The organism is Caballeronia sp. LZ008 (assembly GCF_031451435.1).
GTDB lineage: Bacteria > Pseudomonadota > Gammaproteobacteria > Burkholderiales > Burkholderiaceae > Caballeronia > Caballeronia zhejiangensis.
The window spans coordinates 1,031,511-1,047,034 of record NZ_JARUXK010000003.1 but is presented as its reverse complement, the minus strand read 5'-3'; the positions used below and the strand labels follow the sequence as shown (position 1 = coordinate 1,047,034).

The window sequence follows — 15,524 nt, the reverse complement described above, 5'->3', positions numbered from 1 at the left end:
CGTTGCCCACAGGGCCGATGGGCGAGCCTGCCTTGATCTTGCGATCCATCGATGGCGGGGAGTCGCTTTCGAAGATCTACACGTACACGCTCGAATGCTGCACGCCACCCGATTCCATCATGCCGGAGTCGGCTGCCGCCAACCTCGATCTGAAGTCGATGATCGGCAAGGAACTGACCGTCAGCATCGAACTTGAGGGTAAGGGAAGTTTTGCGCCCGGTGCGATTGGCGCGGCGAGTGCGATCAACATCGGTTCGGGCGTGCGCGAGATCAGCGGCATCGTGACGAAGGCGCATTACATAGGGCAGACCAACCGTCAGAGTCACTATCGACTGCTGCTGATGCCGTGGCTATCGCTTGCCGAAGAGGCATCGGATTTCAAGATCTTCCAGGGCAAGACGGTTGTCGAGATCGTCGAGGACGTGCTGGACAAGTACATGTACTCCTATGAGACGCGTCTTTCCGAGCAGTATCCGGTGTTGGATTATCAGGTTCAGTACGGCGAGACCGACTACCACTTCATTCAGCGATTGATGGCCGAACACGGCATCTACTGGTTCTTCGAACATAGCGGCGGCTTCCATCGAATGATTCTGGTGGATCAGCTCGGCGCGCACAAGCCGGTCGAGAGCGCGGCGTATCAGACGCTTTCGTACTATCCGCCGGGACACAAGATCGACGAAGAGCACATCGACTATTTCGATGTCGATGGAAGCCTTCACTCTGGCCGATGGACTACCAACGATTTCGATTTCAAGAAGCCGAGTGCGGCGCTGATCGCGCAGAACGAGCTGCCGCTCGAAACGGCGCACAACGATCTCGAACGCTATGAATGGCCGGGCGACTTCACCGATCCGGCACACGGCGAGCAGTTCGCACGGCTTCGCATGGAAGAACTAAGAGCGCAAGGTGAGCGGGCCAGGGGCGCAGGCAATGTGCGCGATATCGTGTGTGGCACGACCTTTCACTTGACAGGTTACCCGCACGAATCGGCCAACCAGGAGTATCTCGTGCTTGCTTCTGCGATCAGCGCGTCCGAAGCAGAGCAGGCGAGCGGTTCAGGAACATACCGATTCGCATCGACCTTTTTCGTGCAGCCGGCGACGACGGTGTATCGACCATCGCGCGAGTCGTTTCGAAAGCCGCGCACTAGCGGACCGCAGACGGCCATCGTGACGGGGCCTCCTGGCCAGGAAATCTGGACGGACCAGTACGGGCGGGTGAAGCTCAGCTTCCATTGGGATCGCTCGGGCGTGAAAGATCAAGGTTCGTCTTGTTGGGTGCGCGTGTCTTATCCGTGGGCGGGCGGAGGGGTCGGCGGAGTGAACATTCCACGAATCGGCAGCGAAGTGATCGTCGATTTTGAGAACGGCGATCCGGATCGACCTATTGTTGTGGGCCGCTTATACAACGCAGAGTCGATGCCACCGTGGGATTTGCCGGGTGGAGCAACGCAAAGCGGCATGATTTCGCGATCGATGAAAGGCGGTGTGGGCAACGCCAATGCCCTTCGCTTCGAAGATAAGCAAGGGGGTGAACAAGTATGGCTTCACGCCGAGCGTGACATGCACGCTCAAGTCAAGAACGACGAGTTGCATACGGTTGGTCGAGACCGGGCGCGCAGTGTGGGTCGCGACGAAAAGGTAGAGATTGCCAATCATCGTACCCAATCCATAGGCGGTAACCACGGTCTCAGCACCGCCGGTAACGAAAGTGCTGGTGTGGGTGGTGGCTTCATCCGCTCGGTTGGGGCGCTGATTCCGCCAGACGGTCCTTCGCCGGCGGCCGGCACTTATACCATCAAGGCGACGCAACAAATTACGTTTGAGTGCGGCGACTCAAAGATCACGATGTTCCAGAACGGTTTAATCCAGATCGAAGGGATTCAGATCGAAGAGACAGCTTCGGGCGCCTTTTTGATGAAGGGTGAGCGCATCGACCTGAATAAAGATTAAATGCAAAGACTTGAAAATGAACAAGCGCTATCACTTCGAAGAAGGCAGCATTGAACTCCCGGGCGGGTTCCATGATCGCAGCACCAACATTTTTGTCTACGGGAATACGACACCCTCACCGCTAAATCTAAATATTGCACGTGACGTCTTGCTGGATGGTGAAACACTGTCGGCCTATGTGGACCGGCAAGTGACGATGCTTACGAAGAACCTGCATGGGTACGCTATGAATCAAAGAGCGCCTGCCGTTCTGGGAGCTGGAAGCGCGGCGACGGCCGGTGAGCAAATTACCTCGACCTACAAGAGCCGCACGCAGACCATTCATCAACGCCAAGCCGCATTTCCGCAAGGTGACAACGTTGCGCTGATCTTTTCGTGCTCAAGTATCCGTCGTTTTGATGCTGAGCAGAATGCGCTTTGGAACCAATGGCTGGCGAGCTTTCGTGCTCCCGAATCAGATTGAGGCGGAGCGTTCATGTACGAAGCTGCCCGTTTGCATGACCCGATCGCGCACTCCAGCGCGCTCGCAGGATTTCTTGTCGGCGCGATCATCGGCGTTGCGCTTATCGCTGCCGTTGCATTTGCGACGTTCACATGTGGTTTTGGCGTGGCGTTGCTGGCAGGATTTGTCGCTGGCCTCGCGGCCGAAGGTGCTCTGTCATTAGGAGAAGCCATAGGCAGATCGATCAAGTCGAAGGCAGGTGTGATTGCAACAGGTTCCACCAATGTGTACGTGAACGATCGTCAGGCCGCACGGGTGGAGTTCAGCTCGGTCGCCTGCGACAAACATCCTCCGGTCAAGCGCATTGCCGAGGGCTCGACCAATATCTTCATTAATGACCAGGCCGCGGCGCGTAAGGATGATCGCACCGAATGCGACGCAACGGTCGATGATGGATCGAACAATGTCTTCTTCGGCGGCGACCGCAAACAGTACCTTGAAATCGCCCCTGAAATTCCTGACAGTCTGCGCACCGCAGTCAACGTAGCGTTCGTGGTTGCGGGCATAGTGGGAGGTCTTGCGGGCGCTGCACGGCAGGCGCTGAAAGCAGGCACACCGTTCGGGCTGAAGTGCGCCGGAAAATTCGTTGCGGGACAGGTGGTCGGTGTCCTTGCCAGCGAAGCCGTTGGGAGATATGTCATTGGCCCGGCGATTAATGGCTTGGTGGGGCATCCAGTCGATGTGACCTCTGGACGAAAGGTCATTCTGCCGGAAGTCGATTTTGCGCTTCCGGGTCGCTTCCCCGCGGTCTGTTCCCGGTTTTATTCAAGCACATTGAGTGAACCGGGGTTGTTGGGTCTAGGCTGGCGGCTGGATTGGGAAACATCGCTTCACCGTACAAATGATGAGCTGATATATCGAGGTCCGCAAGGTCGACCGATTCACTTTCCACTGCTCGAAGCTGGACAGCAGTTGTTCGACACCGAGGAGCAGATCTATTTCTCGCGTGCGCTTGATGGCCGTTACATCGTCCATACGCTGACACGGCACTACTTCGTTTTCGGAGAGTTCGACACGGACGAGTGCGCGCGACTTGTGCTCATGGAGGGGCCGGAAGGCGAGCATATCGCTCTGGATTGGAATCGGGCGGGAGAGCTGGAGCAGATTACGGCTCACGGTGGCTATCGTTTGCGCTTGCATCACGACGACGTGCGCGGTCGTTTGAGTAGTGTGGAATTGGTTGCAGGCAGTGCGCCAAGGATGCTGGTCCGCTACGGTTACGATGCGAACGGTTACCTGGATTCGGTTACGGATAGTGCCGGCACAGTGACGCGGCGCTTCGGATATGAGAACGGACTGATGGTGTATCAGGCCAATGCCGAAGGCTTCGAGTGTGAATACCGATGGGAGGCAGTGCAAGGCCGAATGTGTGTGGTTGAGCATCGCACAAGCGCCGGGGAGCATTACCGTTTCGACTACGATTTCGAAGCCGGCAGGAGTGCAGTGACCGATGTATTCGGTCACGACGCGCAATGGCGTTTCGACGAACAAGAACGCATCCTGTCTCACACGGGCTTCGATAGGCGGTCGTATGAGTTCGAATACGATGCGTCGGGTTGGCCGAATGTTCTGCATCTGCCAGGCGACCGTACGGTCAGGCTCGAATACGACGTGCTGGGGCGCCTGATCGCGGAAACCGATCCGATGAGTCAGACCATACGCTTCGAATATCACGCGAGCACGCATCAGTTACGTGAGGTAACGCTGCAAGACGGTCGATGCTGGCGCACTCGGTACGATGAGCATCACCGTGCAGTAGAGAGCATAGACCCGCTCAAGCGGCGCACGACCTACGAGTATGGCGAAGACGGGCAACTGGCGCGCATTACTGATGCACGCGGCGGCGCGGTCGTGCTTGAGCATGACTCACGTGGCTTGTTAATCTCGCGCACCGACTGTTCGGGCAATACGAGCCGTTATGGTTACGACGACAACGGACGATTGCACACGCTCACTGACGCGCTGGGTGAGGTCACGCGTGTGCGCTACAACTCGGTCGGTCTGCCCGAGACGGTGACACGTGCCGACTTGCAGACGGAGCGCTATGAATACAACGCGCTCGGCGACCTCATCAGGCATGTGAGCCCTGCTGGCCAGGCCGAGCGATGGGAGCGCGACGCGCTCGGGCGGGTAACGGCCTACATTGACGCGGAAGGCCACCGCGTGCGCTACGAGCGCGACGCGCACGGACGTGTTCAGCGGCTGACCAACGGCAACGGCGCGAGCTACGAGTTCGCCTGGGATGCATTGGGGCGATTGACCCGTGAAGTGCGCGTGGACGGAAGTGTGCGCAATCATAGTTATGATGCAGCAGGCTTCTTGCAGTACGTGAGCGTGCGCGCGGGACAGTCTGAGCGTCTCGAGATACACGAACGCGACGCATTGGGACGGCTGATAAAGCGACTAGGCGAACATAGCCGCACGGCGTATCGATACGATTTGTTGGGCCAGTTGCAAGAGGCACGGCGGGTGCCGACGACTATGGGAGAGTTGCTGGACATCGTGACCGACACGGTGCGTTTCGACTATGACGCGGCCGGGCAGTTGTTGAGCGAGCAGGGTGCGAACGGCAAAGTGCAGTATGAGCGCGACATGCTGGGAAACGCGGTTGCGGTGAGACTGCCCGATGGTCAGCTAGTCCAAACGCTGTACTACGGCTCGGGGCACGCACATCAGATTCAGATAGATGGCGAAGTGATCGCGGACTTCGAGCGCGATGCGCTGCATAGGGAGATCGTCCGCACGCAGGGAAGTTTGGCCCTGCACACGAACTACACACCGATGGGCCAGATAGCCTGGCAGCGAGCGAGCGTTCGGCACGCCGGGCAAGGCGTGCCAACGGAGTCGGAGAGCGCCTTGTGGTGGCGTAATCAGTACGACAGCCGGGGTGAACTGGTCGAGAGCGTGGATCGGTTGCGCGGTCGCACCGTCTATGACTATGACCGTGCGGGCCATTTGCTGTGGCGCAGTGCGGAGATTTCCGATATCGAGCGCTTCACGTGGGATGCTGCGGGCAATCTTCTGGACGATGAAGGCGGGGTGTCGGCCCACAAGATGGCGCCGTTGCTGGACAACCTGCTGAGGCGGTATCGGGGAATCGACTACACGTACGACGCGTGGGGACAACTGGTTCGACGCAATCACCTTCAGCTTGGCTGGGACGCGGAGGGTCATCTGCTATGGAGCGACGACGGCATAGTGCGGGCGAGGTATCAGTATGACGCGTTAGGACGCCGAATCGGAAAGCGTGTGTTCGACGTGGCTCGAGAGTCGGAGCGGCACACGCGGTTCGTGTGGGAAGGCTTACGGCTCGTACAGGAGCGGGAGGGGGAGGCAAGCAGTCGCACGTATGTGTACAACCCGAAGCGGACGTATGCACCGATGGCGCGGGTGGACCGGTCGAGCGATACGGCGAAGATGAAGGTCTTTTACTACCAGACGGATCCGACGGGCACGGCCCGCGACGTGACGGATGCGGAAGGGCGGGTGGTATGGAGCGGGAGTTATGCGGCCTGGGGCGCGGTGCGGGCAAACGTGGCGCGAAGCGGGCCGTTCGAGCAGGCGTTGCGAATGCCGGGACAGTACTGTGACGAGGAAAGCGGGCTGCATTACAACCTGTTCCGGTACTATGATCCGCATGCGGGGCGGTTCATCAGTCAGGATCCGATTGGGCTGGCCGGTGGCTTAAATTTGTATCAGTATGCGCCTAACCCGATCGGGTGGATTGATCCGTGGGGGCTTGCGACTGTTGATGCCATTTTCGAAATGGCGGGAAGGGTTTTTACGGGGGTGAACCCAACTGAGCGTGTTCCGCGAATCGATGGTCCGACTTTATCGGGTATGTCTGGTCCTAATAACAGTCGCTTTGATATGCATGCAGAAATCGATGCAATGTTGCAAGCGCACGATGAAGGTCTCCGCGGTGGAAAAGGAACTTTGACTATTGAAGGTAAGGAAATTTGCTCCTTCTGCAAGCGAAGCCTAAAGAATATGGCGCAGCACTTAGGACTTGATGAACTCACTATTCATGAAAAAGCCACGGGAAAAATTTATAAATTCTCGGGAGACGATTTTAATAAAGTTCGTAACGGTGGAAAGGGTTTCAAGAACAATAGCGGGGCATGCTGACGGAGGGATTTCAGATGAAGGCTTTAAAAGTTCTGATTGACAAGGATTTCGAAGACGACGGGCTTTATGCAGTGACGCTCTGGGTTGATTCGGAGCCGCCACGGTATATTTCTATTTCTCGTGATGCGTTTGAGGAGCCAAAATTTGTATATGTAGAAGCGCAAGATCAAATTTATGGCAAAAAAACTAAAAATCTAAAGTACTCGCTTTATGACTCGGCATTGGATTTGTATTTCCTGCCGGACTCAGAGGACTGCTTTCACTGGAATAATAGTAGGAAAGTTTCGATTGAAATAGATAAAGAAGATCGAGATGCAATGCAGTCGACTTTGAAGAATATTTTTCTGATAGACGCCAGTTCTGATCATGATGCTGGTTCGGGTGGCCGCTGACGCGGCCACCCGAACGTTATTCGGCAGTGATGGTCAGCCGCCCATGTTCAACGTTAATTCTCACGCGCTGGCCTGCTTCGAAGCCTGCGTGTTCGATTCACCGCCCGGCGAGTTTGAGCCACGGATAAAGCGGCGGCTCGGTGCGTTTGACATGGGGCTTGCCCCACCAGTTAGTATTGTGGTTCTCGCGCCGTGACTGCTGAATAGTCACGAAGCGTTCCGTGACAGGTGGACGTGCTTTAACATTGGCATTAGCCATGATCAACTCCTTGCTTGAGTTGGTGGTGGTCAGCGAGCCGCATGGGTTGCCGCCCTTGCGGCTCGCGCTTTTACTGCCTTGCTATCTCGCCATAAGTTTCGACATCTGCGAGCGTTTGACGAGACTGTCCATCAAAACGATCAGCGCTTGCTGATCCTCGTCCGAAAGTAAATCCATCTGTTCGTAAAGCTCATGCAGCCGCGGGTTGTGAATGCGCGGTTCAGCGGGCGGCTCAAGTCCGACGAGCGAATCCACGCTGGTTTGCAGCACTTGAGCGATCCGCACCACTGCATCGAGCTCGCGCTCTTTTCCGCTTTGCTGTCTCACCATAAGCCACTACGCGCACAAGCCGATCCATCAAAGACCCGGTCGATAAGAAAGAGCGGCGCTCCCGCACGAATCCGAATTCTCTAGTGTCCGCATCGGGCGGACGCGTCTAAAGTGTGGCTTTCGATGCGCTCAACGAGCAAAAACGCTGCGCGCAATGGTGCAAGTCGTCAGCCATGCAAAAGAAACCGAGGACAGCGCCGCGCTCGTCAAGCCGCTCATGGAACTGATCCGCATGCACGTCGACGAAATCGAGCCGCTATTCAAGTCGCTCGATCAGCGCGCATACGAAAAGGGATTCGAAGACGGGCGAGACGTCGGATTCCCGAAGAGCAAGAATCCGCACGAAATCGCCAAAGCACCGGCGGATAACGTCGCCGCAGTCAGACCCGCACGGTCAACTGCGTGACGCTCATGCTTTCGCCGCAATAGTCGGGCGCGGCATCGGAAGAAACGGCGGCGTCGCGATAAGCGGCGATGCGCGCCGAGACGATCCCTGTCGCGCCGGAAAGCACGCGCTCGCATACGCGTTCGAACTCGCCCGCGCCCTCGCGCATACTCACGAGGCCCGCCGCGCCTGCGCGCTGCGTCTCGGCGAGCGCGTGGGCGTTGGTTCCGTCGGTGAAAACGACGACCGGCGTATCCGGACACGCCGCGCGCATCTCCCGCAAAAACGCGAAGTCGTCAGCCGGCGAGCCTTCCATGCCGCAACTCAGCACGATTACGTCGTAGCTCGTCGTCTTCAGCCTCGCGAGCAATTTATCGGCGTTCCTGACGCACGCCGACACCCGAAACCGGTCACTCGACTCGAACCAGCTTTGCAGCCCATATAAAACGACGGGGCGATCGTCGGCAAAGACGATCTCGATTTTGCTTTTGCGCTTCATTCTTTTAGACCGGCCTCGACGGACAATGCACACGATGTCCGTTGGAATTTCTTCGAGCGCGCACGTTAGCAAATCGGCAGCGTTCACGCCGCGGCGCACAACAAAATTTCTCGATTCATGGTCGATCCGTAGCGCTGCCGTTCGTCGTGGAAGTAGCCGGCGCTGCAAATGTCGCGATCGCTGCGCCGCGTCCGCAATCCGCTCGACTATCTGGAGACAGCCCGATGAGCCTGCAACTCTATGCACATCCGTTTTCGTCTTACTGTCAGAAAGTTCTGGTGGCGCTGTATGAGAACGGCACGCCGTTCGAATGGCGCGCGCTGACACCCGAAACGCCGCATTCGATGGCCGAACTCGCCGAAATCTGGCCGATGAAGCGCTTTCCCGTGCTCGTCGACGACGGCAGCCCGGTGATCGAATCGACGGTCATCATCGAATATCTCGGGCTGTATCACGCCGGCCCGGTGCGCCTCGTTCCCGACGATCCGCGCGCCGCGCTCGAAACGCGCTGGATGGATCGTTTCTTCGACAACTACGTGTCCACGCCGCAGCAGAAGATCGTTTTCGACGCGATGCGCGATCCGCACGAGCGCGACGCGCGCGGCGTCGCCGATGCCCGCGCGATGCTCGACACGTCGTACGCGTTTCTCGATCGCAAGATGTCCGCGCGCGAATGGGCGGCGGGCGACGCGTTCAGCCTCGCGGATTGCGGCGCCGCGCCGTTCCTGTTCTATGCGGACTGGTGTCATCGCATCGCGGAGCGGTATTCGAACGTGATCGCGTATCGCAAGCGCCTGCTCGCGCGGCCGTCGTTCGCGCGCGCCGTCGACGAAGCGCGGCCTTACCGGTCGCTGTTTCCGCTCGGCGCGCCGGACCGCGACTGAATCGCCCATTCTGAAAGGAGATCGGATATGAGCACGACCACGAACTACATTCCCGCCGATGAACTCGCGCAGCGCGCGACGATGAGATTTCCCAACGAAAGCGCCGAATATCGCCGGGCGCGCACCGCGTTGCTGGCCGCGGAAATCGACTTGCGCCGGCATATCGAGCGCGTCGCGCAGATGCGTCGCGCGTTGCCGCCCGGCGGCGAAGTGACGGGCGATTATCGATTCGACGGCGAGCGTGGCGCGGTTGATTTCGCCGGGCTCTTCGGCGACAAGGACACGCTCGTCACGTATAGCTACATGTTCGGGCCGCAGCGCGAGCGGCCGTGTCCGATGTGCACGTCGCTCTTGTCGGCGTGGGACGGCGAGGCGCGCGATATCGAGCAGCGCGTGGCGCTCGCGGTGATCGCGCGTTCGCCGCTCGCGAAACTCGTCGCGTTCAAGAAGGAGCGCGGCTGGCGCGACCTGCGGCTTTTCTCCGATACGAACGGCAATTTCAGCCGCGACTATCACGCGATATCGAAGGAAGGCGGCGACGATCCCGCGCTCAACGTCTTCACGCGGCGTGACGGCGTGATCCGTCATTTCTGGAGCGGCGAGATGGATTTTTCGACCGCCGATCCGAACGAGGATCCGCGCGGCGCGCCCGATCTGATGCCGCTCTGGACCGTGCTCGACATGACGCCCGAGGGACGCGGGACGAACTGGTATCCGAAGCTGGATTACGGGCCGCGTGACTGAGCCGGTCGCTGCCGGAGGAAATCGACGAGGACGGATACAATGCCGCGGCGCGCTTTCCAACGCGCTTCCGGCCGAGTCATCCGATCCAAGTCATGAACAATTCGCCCCGGGCCTTCCTGCTGGGCCCGCTTCTCAAGAGCGTGTCGCGGTCGTTTTATCTCACGCTGCGCATTTTGCCGGCGGGCATGCGCGACCCCATCGGGCTCGCGTATCTGCTTGCGCGCGCCGCCGATACGATCGCGGATACATCGCTGATTTCGCCGCAGCGTCGGCTGGAATTGCTGCTCTCGCTGCGCGCGCAAATCAACGGTGCGCCCGACGACGGCGCGCTCGCGCGCATCGCGGGTGAGGTCGCGGGGCAGCAGGCGCAGCCGGACGAACGCGCGCTGCTCGAATCGCTCGATGCGGCGCTCGCGATCCTGCCGCAATTGAACGCCGACGACCGGGCCGCCGTGTGCGACATCGTCACGACGCTTTCCACCGGCATGGAGTTCGATCTGCGCACGTTTCCCGACGAAACATCGGGCGAGATCGTCGCGTTGCGGGAATTCGGCGAACTGGATCGCTATACGTATCTCGTCGCGGGTTGCGTCGGCGAATTCTGGACGAAGATGACGTACGCGCATATGCCCGGCACGCTGAAAGCCGCGCCCGACACGATGCTCGCGCTCGGCGTGCGCTTCGGCAAGGCGCTGCAGATGACCAACGTGCTGCGCGACTGCGCGAAGGATTTGCGCATCGGCCGATGCTATCTGCCCGAATCGATGCTCGCGCGGCATGGCCTCACGCCGCAAAATGTGTTGCGGCCCGAAACGTCGGCGCGCGCGCGGCCCGTGCTTTTCGAATTGCTGCGCACGTCGCTCGCGCTGTTTCAAGACGCCGTCGATTACACGCTCGCGATTCCGGCGAGCGCGATCCGTCTGCGTCTCGCGTGTCTCTGGCCGATCATGATCGGCCTCGATACGCTCGTCCTGCTCGCGCGCAACAAAGCGTGGCTCGATCCGCAGAAGGTCTCGAAGGTGCGCCGCAATGGCGTGTACCGGATCATGGCGGCGTCGTTGCCGATGGTCGTATCGAACGGCATGTTGCGCGCGTGGACCGCGCGCCGCGTTCAGGCGATAGAAGCCGAAATCAGCGCCGCAACTCGGCCATGATGCGTTCGGCGAGAAAGTCGCACGGCGGCCGTTTCGACGCCGCGCTGCGCGCCAGAACCACTTCGAGCGTGCCAATATCGGGCAGGCCTTGCGCCGGCCCGAGCAGCGTGAAATGCGCCGGCACCGCGCATTTCGCGAGCGGCGTCACGGCGAGACCGGCTTCGGCCATCGTCAGCAGACCGAGCAGGCTTGGACTTTCATACGACGTGCGATAGCCGATGCGCGCGCGCTCCAGGCTGCGGATCGCGTTTTCGCGCGCGACGCTGCCCGGCAAAAACACGGCGATGGGCAAGGGCCGCTCCTTCCAGATCTCGGTGCCGGGCGCGGCGGCCCAGACCATCGGCTCGTGGCGGAGAAATTCGCCCGACAAACCCTTCACGCGCGTCGCGCAGACAAGATCGACCGAGCCGTCTTTCACCATCGGCGCGAGCGCGACGCTCGGCAGGCCGACCACCTGAATCTCGACTTTCGGATACGTCGCCGAGAATTTCTTGAGGATCGGCGGAAAAAGCGACGACGCGTAATCGTCCGGCACGCCGATCACCACGCGTCCCGTCACGTCCGGCCGTACGACCGCCGCCCATGCCTCGTCGCGCAGCGCGATCATGCGCCGCGCGTAGGTGAGGAGCACTTCGCCGTCCTGCGTCGGCACCACGCTGCGCGGCTTGCGCACGAACAGCGCCTTGCCCAGCGCGGTTTCCAGCGTCTTGATCTGCATGCTGACCGCCGACTGCGAGCGATGCACGAGCTCCGCCGCGCGGCTGATGTTGCCGGTATCCGCGACGGCGATGATCATCGAAAGGACGTCCAGATCGAGCGCTTTCATGGTGAGCGACCGGTTGCTATCAGAAATTCTGAACGATTCTATCAAAATTATGCGTTTTTCTTTTGCTTCGCCGCGGCGCATAGTCGCATCCAAGGAGCTAACTCATGAACGCGCGAACCGATCTCTCCGTCCTCACTGCCGTGCAAGGTCTGCCTGAACCGTCGTTTGCCACGACGAAATCGGGCATTTCCGTGCCGTATATCGAGTGCGGCGAGGGCGAGCCGCTCGTTCTCGTGCATGGCTCGCTGTGCGATTACCGCTACTGGGACGCGCAGATTTTGCCGCTCGCGAAGCATTTCCGCGTGATCGCGCCGAGCCTGTCGCATTACTGGCCCGCCGTCGATGCTTTCGTGCAAGGCGAATTCGGCTGGGAAGCGCATGTCGCGGAAATGGCGGAGTTCATCGAGGCGCTCGATCTCGCGCCTGTGCATCTCGTCGGGCATTCGCGCGGCGGCTGCGTCGCGTTTCATCTGGCGCGCGAGTATCCACGGCTCGTGAAGACGCTCACGCTCGCCGATCCGGGCGGTCCGCTGCAAACCTCGCCGCAGGCCACGCCCGCCACGCTGCCGCCCGCGACCAACGCGCTGCGCACGCGCGTGGCCGAGCTGATCGAACAGGGCGAATTCGACCGCGGCCTCGAAATGTTCGTGGATTCGGTCAGCATGCCGGGCTTTTGGAAGAAGAGCACGGAGAGCTTCCGTCGCATGGCGCTGGATAACGCGCTCACGCTGCCGAAGCAATTCCGCGATCCGCTGCCCGCATACACGCGCGAAGCGGCGCGCGACATCAAGTGCCGCACGCTGCTGATCGACGGCGAGAAAAGCCCGCGCATGTTCCGCAACAACGTCGAGAAGCTCGAAGAGTGGATCGAGTTCGCGGAGCGTCAGACGATCGCGCGCGCATCGCACGGCATGAACGTCGCGAGTTCCGGCGCGTTCAATCGCGCGGTGCTGGCGTTCGCCGGCGCATGGTGAGCCGAAAGCGGCTCACTGCAGCTTCCAGATGTTCGCCGCGATCGTGCCTTCGTCGTTGAACACGTTGATGATGTCGGGCACGTCGCTGATCGGCACGTTGTTCACGATCAGCGCGAACGCGAGCCTTCGTCCGCTTTTCGCGTCGATATAACCCGCGAGCGCCTGACCTTTGAGCGTGGTCGTCGCGGTGCCGTCGGGGTTTTCGATGCCGGTCACGTACGTTCCCGTCTTCGCGTACACCTTGCCTTTCGCGCCCGCGAGCGTCGGATCGGCTTCGAAGTCGGTCGTGCTCGCGAGCGAGCCGTCGACGCCGAGAAAGGGCATCGAATCCAGATACGCCGGGAACGCCGGACGGCCGTTCATCGCGCGCAACATCGCGATGACCGCGACCGGCGTCGCCGTCGTTTCGCCGCCGCCGCTGCCGTCGATGAAATGCGTCTGGCTCATCGGCACGTTGAACGGCGCGGCGGATAGCTTCGCGTTCTCCGCCGCGAGCGCCGACTGAAGCGTGGTCGAACCGTTGTTCGCGACGCCGAAGAGCATGAGGCTCGTGTCCGCGCCGATGTTGTAGCTGACCTTCAGAATCCACTTCGAATATTCGCTGTACGGCTGCGATGTGAGCTGCGCGACGCGCGTATCGGCGGAATATGAATTCTTCGCGGGCAGAAGTTGCGTCGGGTTGTTTTCGACAGCCGGCGCCGTGACCCTCACGCCGGCGCGCGCGAGCGCCTCGATGAGCACCGTGCGCGCATAGTTCTGCGGCGCGGTGATGCGGAACGTGCGGATGACCGGGAAATTCGGCACGATCGGCGGCACGTAATTCGCCGGAATCGAACCGCCGATCGTGCCGGTGCAGGCAAGCGAGCCGAAGCAGGTCGGGTCCGTCGGCGTGACGGTGATCTTCGCCTCGGTGCCCGCCGCCGCTGTCATCAACGTGGATTGCACCGTGAACGCCGATGATTTCGGCCGATAGTCCACCGGCGTCGCCGAGCCGGCGCTGCCCTGCGAGATGATCGTATCGACGACATCGTCATTCACGAAGATCGACCGCAATTGAAATTCGCCGCGAAAGTCGAAGGGTTCGAAAAGCCGATCGTCGATGACGACTTCGCCGTTGACCTGCTTGATGCCCGCTGCCGCCACCTGCGCCGCGAGCGCGTCGTAGCCCGCGAGCGGATCGGGCGCGGTGATCTGCGCGTTGCCGAGATTGTTCGCTTCGTTGTGGTCGAAGTTGGTCCAGGCGAGCGTGCCGTCGGCGTTCGTGCGGCCGCCCATCGAGAGATCGCCGCTCGCGACGAGCACGAGATTGCCGTTGAGCGTGCCGGCCGCATCGACGGTTCCCGTGCGATACACCGGCGTCTGAAACTGATGCTGCGCGCCGTATTGATCGAGCGCCGCGCCGAGCGAAAACACCTTGCGCACCGACGCCACATACACCTGCGCGTTCGAATTCATGTCGTAGACGAGATCGCCCGAGTTCAGATCGACGACGCGCAATGCCCACGTCGCGCCCTGATACATGGGCTTTTTCATGATCTGCGTGATGGCGTCGGGGACGGACGTATCGGTGGAATCGGAGCCGCCGCAACCGGTTACGGACGTGACGAGCGCGCAGCCGAGAGCGAGAGCGGCCACGCGTGCCGGACTTCCTGAAAGCGGGTTCATGACGCGGCTCCGATAAAGGCACATCGCGCTCCGCACCGGAGCGAACATCCATACGTCGGGACTGCTTCACAGCGCAGACAGGACATGTCGGCGGCCGCCCATCATTTCGCAGCGAGGCGGGTGAGTGAATTAAATACCTTACACGAGCCTTGTCAAGCGAGGACTATCGCGAATCCAGTGCTTCAGGCAAGCGCTTTTTGTTTGAAATCGCGAATGCTTTTCGTCTGCTTGTTGTGACGCGACAACGGAAAAAAGTTTGGCGCGGGCTAACATCTTCGGCACCTCATCGCGAAGAAGAGGACACCTTGAGCACGGCCCACGACGATCTCGATGCATGGAAACGCCGGCGCACGCTCGAACTGGCGTACGAGCTGGCCGATAGCGGCCGCTACGAAGATTTCACCGATATCGCCTATGCGCTGCAATTCGAGCGCGGCATGGCGACCGCGCAAGCGCTGATCGACGACCCCGACATGCGCCGCGTGCTGAACCAGCGTTGCGGCGACGCGCGCGAAAAGCTCGCGCCGGTTCCGGAGCCCGTTCCCGAACCGGAGGCGATCGAAGCTGCATCGGAAGCATCGAACGATCATGCGCAACTGCCGCAAGCCGGCGACTTCACGCGCGCGCCATCGCTCTTCAAGCGCGCCCTCGGCATCGTCTGGCGATCCGGCAACGCGGGCGGCCTCAATTCCGCTCCTTCCTGAAGTTTTCTTGTCGCGGGCCGTGCGCCAGCGCACGACATCACCCCATTTGCGCGCAAATGGCGGATTTGCACGACTTGAGCGCCCGTCAAAACCTTTACACTTGCAGAAGCTGAACCATAAGCC

At 60.4% G+C, this 15,524-nt stretch carries 16 protein-coding genes; 10 read left to right on the top strand and 6 right to left on the bottom strand.

The window, feature by feature from the left end; genetic code table 11:
• The first annotated feature begins 17 nt into the window (after positions 1-17).
• Genes QCE49_RS23750 through QCE49_RS23735 form a run of 4 tightly spaced genes read left to right on the top strand, consistent with a single transcriptional unit; the run spans position 18 to position 6,977 of the window.
• The gene (locus QCE49_RS23750; protein ID WP_250457624.1) at positions 18-1,955 is read left to right on the top strand and encodes a type VI secretion system Vgr family protein; all 1,938 of its coding nucleotides are present in this window, start codon (positions 18-20) and stop codon (positions 1,953-1,955) included.
• 16 nt (positions 1,956-1,971) lie between these two features.
• A complete protein-coding gene (locus QCE49_RS23745; protein WP_250457571.1) occupies positions 1,972-2,418 on the top strand; it encodes a DcrB-related protein in 447 nt (148 codons plus the stop codon).
• Between the two features lie 12 nt (positions 2,419-2,430).
• Positions 2,431-6,585, top strand: a complete 4,155-nt coding sequence (locus QCE49_RS23740; protein WP_250457570.1) for an RHS repeat-associated core domain-containing protein — start codon at positions 2,431-2,433, stop codon at positions 6,583-6,585.
• Positions 6,586-6,599: 14 nt separating this feature from the next.
• A complete protein-coding gene (locus QCE49_RS23735) occupies positions 6,600-6,977 on the top strand; it encodes a hypothetical protein (RefSeq protein WP_250436870.1) in 378 nt (125 codons plus the stop codon).
• Between the two features lie 16 nt (positions 6,978-6,993).
• Here the strand turns inward: QCE49_RS23735 and QCE49_RS23730 are convergent, their stop codons facing one another.
• From QCE49_RS23730 to QCE49_RS23720, 3 genes are all read right to left on the bottom strand, one after another.
• Positions 6,994-7,074: a SymE family type I addiction module toxin gene (locus tag QCE49_RS23730; RefSeq protein ID WP_309780386.1), complete on the bottom strand. Its 81-nt coding sequence runs from the start codon at positions 7,072-7,074 to the stop codon at positions 6,994-6,996.
• Complete coding sequence (locus QCE49_RS23725; RefSeq protein ID WP_309780325.1) at positions 7,075-7,236, bottom strand: hypothetical protein; 162 nt, start codon at positions 7,234-7,236, stop codon at positions 7,075-7,077.
• An 81-nt stretch (positions 7,237-7,317) separates the two neighbouring features.
• Positions 7,318-7,563: a hypothetical protein gene (locus QCE49_RS23720; RefSeq protein ID WP_250481975.1), complete on the bottom strand. Its 246-nt coding sequence runs from the start codon at positions 7,561-7,563 to the stop codon at positions 7,318-7,320.
• A 157-nt stretch (positions 7,564-7,720) separates the two neighbouring features.
• Here QCE49_RS23720 and QCE49_RS23715 point away from each other — a divergent pair, with 157 nt between their 5' ends.
• Complete coding sequence (locus QCE49_RS23715) at positions 7,721-7,972, top strand: hypothetical protein (RefSeq protein ID WP_250457564.1); 252 nt, start codon at positions 7,721-7,723, stop codon at positions 7,970-7,972.
• Here QCE49_RS23715 and QCE49_RS23710 read toward each other — a convergent pair.
• Positions 7,947-8,450 carry a response regulator gene (locus QCE49_RS23710; protein ID WP_250436869.1) on the bottom strand — a complete coding sequence of 168 codons (504 nt, stop codon included), beginning with the start codon at positions 8,448-8,450 and terminating at the stop codon, positions 7,947-7,949. The two genes, QCE49_RS23715 and QCE49_RS23710, sit on opposite strands and share 26 nt — an antisense overlap.
• A gap of 224 nt (positions 8,451-8,674) precedes the next feature.
• Between QCE49_RS23710 and QCE49_RS23705 the strand changes: the two genes are divergently transcribed.
• From QCE49_RS23705 to QCE49_RS23695, 3 genes are all read left to right on the top strand, one after another.
• Entirely contained in the window at positions 8,675-9,334 is a 660-nt protein-coding gene (locus QCE49_RS23705) for a glutathione S-transferase family protein (protein ID WP_008348990.1), read from the top strand.
• 27 nt (positions 9,335-9,361) lie between these two features.
• Positions 9,362-10,078 carry a DUF899 family protein gene (locus QCE49_RS23700; protein ID WP_250457562.1) on the top strand — a complete coding sequence of 239 codons (717 nt, stop codon included), beginning with the start codon at positions 9,362-9,364 and terminating at the stop codon, positions 10,076-10,078.
• 92 nt (positions 10,079-10,170) lie between these two features.
• Positions 10,171-11,232 (top strand): phytoene/squalene synthase family protein, encoded by a 1,062-nt coding sequence (locus QCE49_RS23695; RefSeq protein ID WP_250457561.1) that lies wholly within the window; start codon positions 10,171-10,173, stop codon positions 11,230-11,232.
• Here the strand turns inward: QCE49_RS23695 and QCE49_RS23690 are convergent.
• Positions 11,210-12,058: a LysR substrate-binding domain-containing protein gene (locus tag QCE49_RS23690; RefSeq protein WP_008348983.1), complete on the bottom strand. Its 849-nt coding sequence runs from the start codon at positions 12,056-12,058 to the stop codon at positions 11,210-11,212. The genes QCE49_RS23695 and QCE49_RS23690 overlap by 23 nt on opposite strands.
• Before the next feature lie 104 nt (positions 12,059-12,162).
• Between QCE49_RS23690 and QCE49_RS23685 the strand changes: the two genes are divergently transcribed.
• Positions 12,163-13,032, top strand: a complete 870-nt coding sequence (locus QCE49_RS23685; RefSeq protein WP_250457559.1) for an alpha/beta fold hydrolase — start codon at positions 12,163-12,165, stop codon at positions 13,030-13,032.
• Positions 13,033-13,044: 12 nt separating this feature from the next.
• Here the strand turns inward: QCE49_RS23685 and dacB are convergent, their stop codons facing one another.
• The gene (dacB, locus tag QCE49_RS23680) at positions 13,045-14,697 is read right to left on the bottom strand and encodes a D-alanyl-D-alanine carboxypeptidase/D-alanyl-D-alanine-endopeptidase (RefSeq protein WP_250436864.1); all 1,653 of its coding nucleotides are present in this window, start codon (positions 14,695-14,697) and stop codon (positions 13,045-13,047) included.
• 305 nt (positions 14,698-15,002) lie between these two features.
• Here dacB and QCE49_RS23675 point away from each other — a divergent pair, with 305 nt between their 5' ends.
• On the top strand, positions 15,003-15,401 hold the full coding sequence (locus QCE49_RS23675; RefSeq protein WP_250436863.1) for a hypothetical protein: 399 nt from the start codon (positions 15,003-15,005) through the stop codon (positions 15,399-15,401).
• Positions 15,402-15,524: the final 123 nt, after the last annotated feature.

Excerpts from the sequence above, each read along its gene's own strand:
- QCE49_RS23750 (WP_250457624.1), top strand. The coding sequence starts at position 18 with ATGGGCGAGCCTGCCTTGATCTTGCGATCCATCGATGGCGGGGAGTCG.
- QCE49_RS23745 (WP_250457571.1), top strand. The coding sequence starts at position 1,972 with ATGAACAAGCGCTATCACTTCGAAGAAGGCAGCATTGAACTCCCGGGC.
- QCE49_RS23740 (WP_250457570.1), top strand. The coding sequence starts at position 2,431 with ATGTACGAAGCTGCCCGTTTGCATGACCCGATCGCGCACTCCAGCGCG.
- QCE49_RS23735 (WP_250436870.1), top strand. The coding sequence starts at position 6,600 with ATGAAGGCTTTAAAAGTTCTGATTGACAAGGATTTCGAAGACGACGGG.
- QCE49_RS23725 (WP_309780325.1), bottom strand. The coding sequence starts at position 7,236 with ATGGCTAATGCCAATGTTAAAGCACGTCCACCTGTCACGGAACGCTTC.
- QCE49_RS23715 (WP_250457564.1), top strand. The coding sequence starts at position 7,721 with ATGGTGCAAGTCGTCAGCCATGCAAAAGAAACCGAGGACAGCGCCGCG.
- QCE49_RS23710 (WP_250436869.1), bottom strand. The coding sequence starts at position 8,450 with ATGAAGCGCAAAAGCAAAATCGAGATCGTCTTTGCCGACGATCGCCCC.
- QCE49_RS23705 (WP_008348990.1), top strand. The coding sequence starts at position 8,675 with ATGAGCCTGCAACTCTATGCACATCCGTTTTCGTCTTACTGTCAGAAA.
- QCE49_RS23700 (WP_250457562.1), top strand. The coding sequence starts at position 9,362 with ATGAGCACGACCACGAACTACATTCCCGCCGATGAACTCGCGCAGCGC.
- QCE49_RS23695 (WP_250457561.1), top strand. The coding sequence starts at position 10,171 with ATGAACAATTCGCCCCGGGCCTTCCTGCTGGGCCCGCTTCTCAAGAGC.
- QCE49_RS23690 (WP_008348983.1), bottom strand. The coding sequence starts at position 12,058 with ATGAAAGCGCTCGATCTGGACGTCCTTTCGATGATCATCGCCGTCGCG.
- QCE49_RS23685 (WP_250457559.1), top strand. The coding sequence starts at position 12,163 with ATGAACGCGCGAACCGATCTCTCCGTCCTCACTGCCGTGCAAGGTCTG.
- dacB (WP_250436864.1), bottom strand. The coding sequence starts at position 14,697 with ATGAACCCGCTTTCAGGAAGTCCGGCACGCGTGGCCGCTCTCGCTCTC.